Genomic DNA, 10188 nt, shown 5'->3' with positions numbered 1-10188 from the left:
CTGCCGTAAAGAGGGCTTTTATAAGATAACGCAAGCTTGTGCATAAGACCAATCAGAGATCCGCATAAAATGAGCATGATGTTTTTATCTTTTAAAATTTCGTCCCATATGCTTTGAAACAAAGAAGGTATAGAGTTATCCACATCAGCAAGATATTGAAATTCATCTATTACTATTATAAGCTTTTGCTTGTTAGCTTTGTTTGATATATATTTAAAAACGCTTTTCAGATCCTTTATAGACAAAATTATTTCATCCTTTAAAATATCGTATGCTATGCTTTTGAACTCCTCTATTTGGATATCTAAGCTCTGAAGGTTTGCCAAAAAATATATAGCTTTTTTGCCTTCAATAAACCTTTTTATAAGCGTGGTTTTGCCAGTGCGCCTTCTTCCGTATATTATTACAAAGGAAGATCCTTCTTTCTGATACTCTTCTTTCAAGGTCTTGAGTTCTTCTTCTCTATTTATAAACCTCATATTATACCTCTATTATAATTTAGATTATTATAATCTAAAAACGAAAAACTTCACATCTACTATCAATAGCTATTTGTCTTCACTTGCTTTATATGGCCGTTGTAGCCTTTTAATACATATATATAGTAGGTCTCTATAGGTTTTCCTCTCCAATAAACCGTGTAGGTAGTGTGATATATTAGTTTTTGAAAGCCAGATAAAACTTTTCGGTCTATTGGATGGACGCTTACAAAGATGCCGTCATGCCCTATATAGTTTTTCATAAGAGGTTGCCATAGGTAAAACTCGTTCATTCTAGTGCCTAAGTTTATGCAAAATACCTCAGGATGGTCTTTCATGTAAAAGGCAAGTTCCCCAGCTATCTGGTAATAATCGCTAAACACCAAATCCCCAGGTTTGTAAAATTTTGATACAAAAGCCCCAAGCTTGTCCCATCCTACTAAAAATTTTGTAGGGTCGTGTATAGGCTTTAACACATTACCAAGACCTATTATATCAAGAATTGGCGTGAACATTACAAGTATCGTTATAACCATAGAAAAGCATATATAAAGCATCTTTTTTCTAAAAGCCTCAAAATATTTGGATATCAAGATAAAAGCACTAAAGTAAGAAAAATCTGGCCAGTTGGCTTGGACGTTTGTATTTATACTAAGAATAGCAAAAAATATCAAAATAGGCCAAGATAAAATAATAAAATACATATCTTTTTGATCCTTTTGTTTTAGGCTTTTAAAAGAAGCGTATAAGAACACAAAAAACCAAACCACCGATAGCACCCCAATTTGCCCACCTAAAAAATTTAAAACTCTCAACACTTTAACGCTTGCATCATCCTCTACCCCTGCCAAAGCCCCAACGTGTTTAAACCCGTCAAAGTGATGGAATATATTCCATATTATCACCTGAATACCTATCAAAGTGGCTATAAATATTGAAAGATAAGGTTTGAAGCTTTTAAGAGCATCTTTTTTATAGATAAAAGCGTATAAAAACCCAAGCACCAAGAAAACGGCAGTGTATTTTGCCAAAAAATCAAGCCCGGCAAATATGCCAAGGTATACGTAATCTCTTAGCCTATTCTTGTGAAGGGCTTCGTACATTGCTATAACGCTAAGTCCCCAGAAAAACAAAAATGGCGCATCGGTGGTCATCAGTATTGCATTTATGTTAAAACCTATTACGGTGTTTGGTATCACAGAAGACCAAAAAGCCGCCTTTTGACCGTATATTTTTTTAACAAAAAAATAAGAGAAATTTAAGATTGTAAAAGCAAACAAAATAGGCCATATCCTAACGGCTAAGTTGTTTATACCAAAAAGATGCATGCTTACAAAGTTTAAATAAGCCACCAAAGGCGGTTTTGAATAGTAGCTAAAATCTATATGCCTAGCCCAGTCCCAATATTGAGCTTCTTCTGGGTCTAAGGATATAGGATAATAAAGCACATAAAGTACTCTAAAAATCAAAAAAAACACGTTTATCAAGAAAACGTTTCTAAAGTTCATCACAAACTATTATATGGTAAAAAGCTGTGTTAACTGTGAAATAAAAGTATATGGCTTTTAGCATAGAAAAAATAAAAAAGTGAGCTTATATTAACTTTTATGAAAAAGATATTGGTATTAGGCGGTGGTATAGCAGGAGTAGAAGCAGCTTCTTTGCTTAGTGAATACGGTTTTGACGTGACGCTTGTTTCAAATAGAGATTATTATTACATTTACCCACTTGCCATATGGGTACCAGTAGAGAGGATAAAGTTTAACGATATAAAAATGAATCTAAACAACTTAGCCTTATTACACAACTTTAGATTTATTAAAGATGAGGTTTTATCAATAAAAGCCAAAGACAAAGAAGTAATTTTAAAAGAAAACGGCGCTTTAAAAGATTTTGATTATCTGGTGATAGCCCTTGGCGGTTCTAAAGTAAATCCAAAAGGTATGGAATACGCTTATTCTATATGCTCAGAACCCACTCAAGCCTTAGATTTAAGAGAAGCCATCCAGAAACTTGTTTTAAAAGGCTTCGGTAAAATAGCTGTAGGTTTTGGCGGCAATCTCAAAGACCCATCTGGTGTAAGAGGTGGTCCTGCTTTTGAGCTTTTATTAAATTTAGATGATTATCTTAGAAGCCTAAATTTAAGAGAAAACTTTGAGCTAACGTTTTTTGCCCCTATGGATAAGCCCGGTATAAGGCTTGGGGAAAAAGCTTACAACAGTGCCATGGAAATGATTAAAAAGTTAAATATAAACATAAAAACTGGTAAAAAAATAAAAGAGTTTCAAAAAGATGGTGTGATATTAGAAGACGGGGAAAAGATAGAAGCCGATATTATAGCTTTTATACCAGCCACAGACGGCCACAAGGCTATAAAAGAATCAGATTTGCCTCAAAATGAAGCTGGTTTTATAAAAATAGATGATACTACAAAGGTTTTAGATTTTGATTATGTTTATGCCGTAGGCGACTCAGCAGCTTTAGAAGGACCAGACTGGAAAGCAAAACAAGGACATCTTGCAGAAGCGATGGCAAGAGTATGCGCTTATAACATAGCCCTAAAAGAAGGGAAAGAAAAAGGAGCGCCAAAATCCTACAAAGAGCATATGAGCATAATATGTCTTATGGATATGGGCACAAAAGGAGCGGGGCTTGTTTACAGAAACAATAAAAAAGCTATATTTTTACCAATGCCTATAATAGGGCACTACTTTAAAAGACTATGGGGTATGCACTTTAAGTTGGTGAAAACGAAGAAACTACCAAAGCTTCCTCTTATAAATTATTGAAATGCTTTTTCACCAAAGCGTTAAACACCTCTCCTCTATGCTTATAGCTTTCAAACATATCAAAAGAAGCACAGGCGGGAGAAAAAAGTATAGTATCGCCCTTATTTGCCTCGGTTTTAGCTTTTATTAAAGCCTCTTCAAGACTATCCACTACACAAACCTTTAAAAATGATGCTATCTGGTCTTTTATAAGGTTTTTATCCTTTCCATACAAAAACACCATCTTAATCTTGTCTTTGTAAATGCTAAGAGAAGAAAAATCCCCTCCTTTATCTATACCACCAGCTATAAGAAGAATAGGAGCTTTGGTGGATTCTAAAGCGCTCATAAGAGCATTTACCGTTGTGGATTTAGAATCGTTGTATATATCTATGCCATCAAAATTTCCAAGATACTGGTATCTAAAAGGAAGCGCTTCAAAGGTTTCTAAGCTTTTTCTTATATCTTCTAAACTTATACCCATACTAAAAGCTACAAAACTAGCAACCGCAATGTTGTAAAGATTATGAAGACCCTTTAAAGAAGGATGATACACATCTTTTATAAACACTTCATCTTTGTAATATATGTCGTTTCCTACAACTTTCAAATCTCCCTTTTCTCCAAAAAACACTTTCTTAGCCAAAGAAGGGATATCGCAAACAGGTTTTTGAGCGTTTAATATCAAAAGATCTTCTTTGGTTTGATTTTTGAATATACGCTTTTTTGAAGCCAAATAATCTTCTATGTTTGGGTGCCAATCAAGATGGTCTTTTGAAAAGTTTAAGAATATACCTACGTTTGGTCTAAAGGTATCTAAGGTTTTTCCTTGAAAAGAAGATACTTCTAGCACTACATCCTCTTTATCGTTATCAAGGACTATTTCACTAAAAGGTGTACCAAAGTTACCACCTTCTTTTAAGCCAGTAAAATGATGTATAAGGTGCACAGTAGTAGATTTGCCGTCGGTACCTGTCACTGCTATTATGTTTTTACCTTTGTAAAATCTATAGGCTAATTCGGTTTCTCCTATTACTTCTTTTGAAGATTTTATAGCCTCTTGCCAAAGAGGATGAGAAGGTGGTATACCTGGTGATAAAACTACTATGTCTATCTCGTTCCAAACATCTTTCCAAAGATTTTTATCTTCTTTATCGTCCCCTATATAAGCCTTATAGCCTTTTGCTTTTAAAAGATTAAAAGCTGCTAAACCGCTTCTTCCTTTTCCCCAAACTAAGTAAGCCACTAACCTTTATCTGTATAAGTTTAATATAGTTGCTGTAAGCTGTGGATTGTTTTGAAGGTTTTGATTATGTTGCTCTTGGGTATTTTGGTTTTTGGCTTCGTTGTTTTTGTTAACAGCTGTGGCTTGAGCCGTGTTTTGATTGTTAGCTTGCTCGTTTACCTTGTTGTGGTGATGCACATTGTAAGCGTTATAAGCTCCAACTGCATTTACATTTGCCATATATTTATCCTCCTTAAAATAAAATATAATAATTATCTCAAATTTTGCAAGTGCATAGATGCTTGACAATACCAAAAATAAAGAATATACTATAACATTTAACCTATGGAAGAAAAAGTAGCTGATGTTGTAAAAATTGCAAGAGAGTTTCACGCAAGAGGATGGCTTCCAGCCACTGCTGGCAATCTATCTGTAAGACTTGATAATAAAAGAGTATGTATAACTGCATCTGGGACTCACAAAGGACATATAACCGAAAAAGACTTTGTGATAGTAGATTATGAAGGCAATACGTTGGAAGGTAAGAAAAAGCCCTCTGCTGAGACGCTTCTTCATCTTATGGTGTATAAAAACTTTCCCGATGTAAATGCGGTTTTTCACGTACATACTATAAACTCTACCCTTGTTTCAAGGTTTTTAGAAGACAAAGTAATATTAAAAGATTATGAGCTTTTAAAAGCCTTTGACGGAATAGACACCCATGAAAGTGTTGTAGAAATACCTATTTTCCAAAATATGCAAGATATGAGAGCTTTATCTAATATACTACAAAAAGCTATAGACAAAAACGAAGTAAGATACGGATTTTTACTAAAATCCCACGGCATTTACGCTTGGGGTAAAGATACGATGGATGCATACGTAAAGCTTGAAGCCTTAGATTTTTTGTTTGATTGCGAGTTAAGGAGTATGCATTTGCAAAGGAGTAGCCTATGAGTCATTTAGCAACTTACGACGAGAATGGCACACTTTTAGAGCTTTTAAAAGATTATGAAACAATATCAAAAAAATTATCAGATTTAGGTGTAAGGTTTGAAAGATGGAAAGCTGACAACGAACTTTCTTGGGATGCCGGGCAAGAAGAGGTGGTAAAAGCTTATAAAGAAGATATAGATAGAATAATCGGAGAGTTTGGATTTAAATCTTTAGATGTGGTAAGCCTAACACCAGAAAATCCTAAAAAAGATGAGTTAAGAAACATGTTTTTAAAAGAGCACACTCACTCTGATTTCGAAGTTAGGTTTTTTGTAGATGGAAGCGGTACTTTTTATCTTCATATAGATGATAAAGTTTATGTGGCTTTTTGTGAAAAAGGAGATTTTATAAGCGTGCCAGCTTATACGAAGCATTGGTTTGATATGGGTTCAAAGCCTTTTTTCAAAGCTATAAGATTTTTCTTGATACCTGAGGGCTGGGTAGCAGATTTTACGGGTTCTGACATATCTTTAAAAATTCCAACCCATGACGATATAGCCATTCTATGATAAAAGCAATACTTACAGATATTGAGGGCACTACGTCTTCTATAAGCTATGTAAAAGAGGTGATGTTTGAATATTCAAAAATGCGTTTAAAAGATTATCTTCAAGAACACTGGGAGGAAGAGCATATAAAAGTTATAATCAATGCGCTATCTCAAAAGCTTGAAAAAAATATAGATTTGGAAACAGCCGTTTTAGTTTTCAAAGATTTTATTGAAAAAGATATAAAAGATACGCTTTTAAAAGAGCTTCAAGGACATATCTGGGAAGAGGGGTTTAAAAGTGGTGAGCTAAAAGGTCATATATACGAAGATGCTTATCTTAAACTAAAAGAGCTAAAAGAAAAAGGATACAAAATTTTTGTGTATTCTTCTGGTTCTATAAAAGCCCAAAAACTCTTTTTCGGATATTCGGTATATGGAGATATCACATATCTTTTTGACGGTTTTTTTGATACAACAGTAGGTTCTAAAAAAGATAAAAACTCTTATATAAAGATAGCTTCAACTACTGAAATAGAACCGCAGGCATTTTTATTTTTATCCGATGTAAAAGATGAGATAAAAGCATCAAAAGAAGCAGGTATGAATGCTATTTTAGTATCGAGGGACAAACCTTGCGAAGAAAAAGATTGTATCAGAGATTTTAATGATATAAACCTCTAACAAGTTGACTTTTTAAATGAGTTTACTAAATTTTCTATATGCGAGTAATTTTATTCTCTGGAAAAGGCGGTGTAGGAAAAACTACGGTATCGGCGGCTACCGGTTATAAGCTCTCAAAAATGGGCTACAAGACGATAGTGGTTTCTTTAGACCCAGCCCATAGCCTAGGAGATTCTTTCGATATACCAGATGAGCAAAAATATGCTGTTAAAGGCCTTCCTATTCAAATAAACGAAAATCTTTACATTCAAGAGATAGATATCCAAGAAGAAATAGATAGATACTGGGGAGACGTTTATAGATTTTTAGAGCTTCTTTTTAACACCACAGGGCTTGATGGTGTTTTATCTGAAGAGCTCGCCATACTACCTGGTATGGAAGAAGTTACAAGTTTGCTGTATGTAAATAAGTATTACAAAGATAAAGAGTTTGATGTCCTAATACTAGACTTACCACCCACCGGTGAGTCTCTAAGGTTTGTTTCAATGCCTACGGTTCTAAAATGGTATATGAAAAGAATATTTAAAACAGAGCGTATGATTTTTAAAGTGGCAAGACCCGTAGCAAAAAGGCTTACCGATGTCCCAATTCCAGATGACAACTATTTCCAAGCTTTAGAAAACTTTTACGAAAAGCTAAAAGGTGTTGATGAAATACTGATAGACCCAGATACCACATCCGTTAGAATAGTTGCAAACCCAGAAAAAATGGTGGTAAAAGAAAGCCAAAGGGCTTATATGTATTTTAACCTATTTGGTGTAAATGTAGATGCTGTTATAGTAAACAAAGTACTTCCAAAAGACAAAGTGGCAGATTGCGAATTTTTTAAAGAATGGGTAAAATCCCAACAAAATTACCTTGAAGAGATAAAATCTTTGTTTACACCAACGCCAATCTTTGATGTACCTACAATGCAAGAAGAGGTCTGCGGTTTGCAAAAGCTAGAGATGCTCTCAGATTTAATATACAAAGATAAAAATCCTGCAGATATTCTCTTTAAAGACAAGCCTTTTGAGTTTTTACAATCAAACGGTAACTACACGTTGAGATTAAGAGCCCCCTATATAAGAAAAGACGCTATATCTGTGGTAAAAGGAGAGGATGAAATAATAGTAAGGGCTGGCAACTTCAAATCTCACGTCATGCTTCCAAGAAAACTAAAAGATTATGAACCAATCAAAGCTAAATACGATGCTCCTTACCTATACGTAGACTTGGCAAAAAATAATTGAAATTTAACAAAAAGGTATTATACTAATCTTATGCCAGAAAAAGTTTTGGAAGCTGAAGAGGTGCCGGATGTATATCCTTTGCAGTATAGGTTTGCAAAGCAGTATTTCGACAACATAGTATTGAGAAAACCCTTCATATTGGATGTTCTTAAAAGCGTAAAAACCCCGACCCTTGTTATAAACTTAGACAGGATAAAAGAGAGGTTTATAGAACTACAAGAAGCTTTAAAAGAAGCAAAGATATATTATGCGGTAAAAGCAAACGATAATCAAGAGATACTAGCTTTGCTAAACGACCTTGGTAGCGGCTACGAGGTGGCTTCTTCTTGGGAACTGGAAAAAGTCCTAAGACTTGGAGTAGATGGTTCAAGAATAATATCTAGCAACCCGGTAAAACCGTTAGATTTTATAGATTACGCTTATAAATCAGGTATCAAGGCTTTTAGTATAGACTCTTACAAAGAAATAGACAAGTTAAAAAAGATAGCTCCAAGGTCAAGAGTCTATGTGAGGCTTATAGTACCAAACGAAGGAAGCGATTGGCCTCTTACAAACAAGTTTGGCGTTAATGTAGATGATGCTCTAAGCCTTCTTGAATATGCAAAATCACAAGGGCTTGTACCGTACGGTATTACTTTTCATGTAGGTTCTCAATGCAACAACCTAAGAAATTGGTTTATAGGTATAAAAAAAGCTTGGGAGCTTTGGGAAAAAGCCATATACAAAGATATAAAACTTACAATGCTAAATCTGGGCGGTGGTATACCTATAAACTATCAATACGAATCTCTTAGCATAGAAGACATAGGGTCTTACATAGAAGCACTTTTGCAAAAATATTTCCTTATAAAGCCCATGGAAGTACAAATAGAACCAGGAAGAGGACTCGTAGGAGATGCAGGCGTGTTGGTAAGCTCTGTTATAGGGAAGACCACAAAGTATATAAACGGTGAAGAATCTTACTGGATTCATTTGGATACCGGAGTATTTAACGGTCTTGCGGAAGTCCTAGGTGGAATAAGTTATCCAATGTATGCTGAGCAAAAAGGGGAGATAAAACCCTACACTATAGCTGGTGTCAGTTGTGACAGCATGGATATCATATCAAATACCACATACCTTCCAGAGCTAGACATAGGCGATAGAGTGTATATAATGGCTGCCGGGGCTTACACTACGGTTTATGCTGCCAATTTCAACGGTTTTGGTATACCAGAGACTGTTTTTGTATAGTGCTTTTATCAATAGTTTTATTAATAGTAGTATCCTTCATTATACTTACTCACTTCAAAGTGCCTACTTGACAAGATAAACTGTATACTTTAATATAAAACTATCAAAACCAAAGGAGGTTAGCCTATGGCAAGACTTGTTAAACTAAGCGGCAAAGGACCAGTGCAAATAAAGGCTAATGAGGAAAAATGGGTTTGCACTTGCGGGCTTTCAAAGGGTTTTCCATTTTGTGATGGATCTCACAAGAAGACTCAAGACGAGGCCGAAGGAAAGCTTTATATATACGGTGAAAACGAAAGGATTGAGTTAGCATAAGGAGATTTGTATGGAGCAAGAGTTTGACAGACAAAAAGTAAAAGCCTACATAGAAGGTTTAAAGATTTTAAAAGCCAAAAACGACGAGCTTTTAAAAGAGATCGAAAGCGTAGCAAAGCATGCCCCAGTAGAAGGCTGTGAGCGCTTCATGAAAGCCATGTACGACAACCTAAAACAAAACTCCGAAAACGTATCTGGCGCCATCGAATACTGGGAAGGTGAAATAAAATAATAAAGTCAAAGCCCCTTATCGGGGCTTTTAGAAACTATAAAAAATAAATTTAAAATTATTGAATAAAAAAACTTAAGATGTGAAAAATCATAGTATTGCTTATAACAGATTTTATATTTTTTACTCTTGTTATATGTGATATTGTCGCAGACTAAGATTTTATATTATTTATAACATGAACCTAAAAGGAGGATATGGTTATGCCGCAACAATCGTTAGAGAAAGCAAGTCTTATACTTAAATATTTAGATGTAGACAATATGTTAAACAGTTTAAACTTGCCAAATTTAAATCAGGCAGATAAAGAAACTATAGAACTTATAGCTACTCTAATAAAGGCGATAAAACAGCATGAAGAGTATATACAAAACCTTATAAAGTTTATCAATGGTGAGATAGAATGGGATCCGCCATCTTATACAAAATGTAAGTTTGGGCAAAGTTACTATAAAATAGATATTGAAAAATTGCAAAAATACGGAGATGAGGTTGTCAATCTATTTAAAAGAATAGGAGCACTACATGTTGATTTTCATA

The 10188-nt window shown here is 34.6% G+C and carries 13 protein-coding genes; 9 read left to right on the top strand and 4 right to left on the bottom strand.

The annotated features are described in order from the left end of the window. A partial coding sequence (locus tag ACP5S8_RS06990; protein WP_461876251.1) for an AAA family ATPase occupies positions 1–479 on the bottom strand: 479 nt, incomplete at its 3' end. Between the two features lie 62 nt (positions 480–541). Next, a complete protein-coding gene (locus ACP5S8_RS06985; protein ID WP_461876250.1) occupies positions 542–1987 on the bottom strand; it encodes a glycosyltransferase family 39 protein in 1446 nt (481 codons plus the stop codon). A gap of 99 nt (positions 1988–2086) precedes the next feature. Between ACP5S8_RS06985 and ACP5S8_RS06980 the strand changes: the two genes are divergently transcribed. Continuing rightward, a complete protein-coding gene (locus tag ACP5S8_RS06980; protein ID WP_461876248.1) occupies positions 2087–3268 on the top strand; it encodes an NAD(P)/FAD-dependent oxidoreductase in 1182 nt (393 codons plus the stop codon). Here the strand turns inward: ACP5S8_RS06980 and murD are convergent. Next, complete coding sequence (gene murD / locus ACP5S8_RS06975) at positions 3255–4493, bottom strand: UDP-N-acetylmuramoyl-L-alanine--D-glutamate ligase (protein WP_461876247.1); 1239 nt, start codon at positions 4491–4493, stop codon at positions 3255–3257. The genes ACP5S8_RS06980 and murD overlap by 14 nt on opposite strands. Positions 4494–4499: 6 nt before the next feature. Continuing rightward, positions 4500–4712, bottom strand: a complete 213-nt coding sequence (locus tag ACP5S8_RS06970) for a bifunctional endo-1,4-beta-xylanase xyla (RefSeq protein ID WP_461876246.1) — start codon at positions 4710–4712, stop codon at positions 4500–4502. Positions 4713–4817: 105 nt separating this feature from the next. On the opposite strand from ACP5S8_RS06970, the gene ACP5S8_RS06965 reads away from it, so the two are divergent. From ACP5S8_RS06965 to ACP5S8_RS06930, 8 genes are all read left to right on the top strand, one after another. Continuing rightward, positions 4818–5429 (top strand): methylthioribulose 1-phosphate dehydratase, encoded by a 612-nt coding sequence (locus tag ACP5S8_RS06965; RefSeq protein WP_461876245.1) that lies wholly within the window; start codon positions 4818–4820, stop codon positions 5427–5429. Further along, on the top strand, positions 5426–5977 hold the full coding sequence (locus ACP5S8_RS06960; RefSeq protein ID WP_461871981.1) for a 1,2-dihydroxy-3-keto-5-methylthiopentene dioxygenase: 552 nt from the start codon (positions 5426–5428) through the stop codon (positions 5975–5977). The genes ACP5S8_RS06965 and ACP5S8_RS06960 overlap by 4 nt, the downstream gene beginning before the upstream one ends. Beyond that, positions 5974–6639 (top strand): acireductone synthase, encoded by a 666-nt coding sequence (gene mtnC, locus ACP5S8_RS06955; RefSeq protein WP_461876244.1) that lies wholly within the window; start codon positions 5974–5976, stop codon positions 6637–6639. Before ACP5S8_RS06960 ends, mtnC begins: the two co-directional genes overlap by 4 nt. 38 nt (positions 6640–6677) lie before the next feature. Continuing rightward, positions 6678–7871 (top strand): TRC40/GET3/ArsA family transport-energizing ATPase, encoded by a 1194-nt coding sequence (locus ACP5S8_RS06950; protein ID WP_461876243.1) that lies wholly within the window; start codon positions 6678–6680, stop codon positions 7869–7871. Positions 7872–7901: 30 nt separating this feature from the next. After that, positions 7902–9104: a type III PLP-dependent enzyme gene (locus ACP5S8_RS06945; RefSeq protein WP_461876242.1), complete on the top strand. Its 1203-nt coding sequence runs from the start codon at positions 7902–7904 to the stop codon at positions 9102–9104. A 126-nt stretch (positions 9105–9230) separates the two neighbouring features. Beyond that, positions 9231–9419: a CDGSH iron-sulfur domain-containing protein gene (locus ACP5S8_RS06940; RefSeq protein WP_461876240.1), complete on the top strand. Its 189-nt coding sequence runs from the start codon at positions 9231–9233 to the stop codon at positions 9417–9419. A 10-nt stretch (positions 9420–9429) separates the two neighbouring features. Continuing rightward, positions 9430–9651, top strand: a complete 222-nt coding sequence (locus ACP5S8_RS06935; protein ID WP_461876239.1) for a hypothetical protein — start codon at positions 9430–9432, stop codon at positions 9649–9651. A gap of 200 nt (positions 9652–9851) precedes the next feature. Further along, a partial coding sequence (locus tag ACP5S8_RS06930) for a CZB domain-containing protein (protein WP_461876238.1) occupies positions 9852–10188 on the top strand: 337 nt, incomplete at its 3' end.

The sequence above is a fragment of the Hydrogenobaculum sp. genome, assembly GCF_049967395.1.
GTDB lineage: Bacteria > Aquificota > Aquificia > Aquificales > Aquificaceae > Hydrogenobaculum.
This window is presented reverse-complemented; position numbering and strand designations above follow the sequence as displayed.

What these genes read in the sequence shown, in the direction of transcription:
- ACP5S8_RS06985 (WP_461876250.1), bottom strand. Translation starts at nt 1,987, where the DNA reads ATGAACTTTAGAAACGTTTTCTTGATAAACGTGTTTTTTTTGATTTTT.
- ACP5S8_RS06980 (WP_461876248.1), top strand. Translation starts at nt 2,087, where the DNA reads ATGAAAAAGATATTGGTATTAGGCGGTGGTATAGCAGGAGTAGAAGCA.
- ACP5S8_RS06970 (WP_461876246.1), bottom strand. Translation starts at nt 4,712, where the DNA reads ATGGCAAATGTAAATGCAGTTGGAGCTTATAACGCTTACAATGTGCAT.
- ACP5S8_RS06965 (WP_461876245.1), top strand. Translation starts at nt 4,818, where the DNA reads ATGGAAGAAAAAGTAGCTGATGTTGTAAAAATTGCAAGAGAGTTTCAC.
- ACP5S8_RS06960 (WP_461871981.1), top strand. Translation starts at nt 5,426, where the DNA reads ATGAGTCATTTAGCAACTTACGACGAGAATGGCACACTTTTAGAGCTT.
- mtnC (WP_461876244.1), top strand. Translation starts at nt 5,974, where the DNA reads ATGATAAAAGCAATACTTACAGATATTGAGGGCACTACGTCTTCTATA.
- ACP5S8_RS06950 (WP_461876243.1), top strand. Translation starts at nt 6,678, where the DNA reads ATGCGAGTAATTTTATTCTCTGGAAAAGGCGGTGTAGGAAAAACTACG.
- ACP5S8_RS06945 (WP_461876242.1), top strand. Translation starts at nt 7,902, where the DNA reads ATGCCAGAAAAAGTTTTGGAAGCTGAAGAGGTGCCGGATGTATATCCT.
- ACP5S8_RS06940 (WP_461876240.1), top strand. Translation starts at nt 9,231, where the DNA reads ATGGCAAGACTTGTTAAACTAAGCGGCAAAGGACCAGTGCAAATAAAG.
- ACP5S8_RS06935 (WP_461876239.1), top strand. Translation starts at nt 9,430, where the DNA reads ATGGAGCAAGAGTTTGACAGACAAAAAGTAAAAGCCTACATAGAAGGT.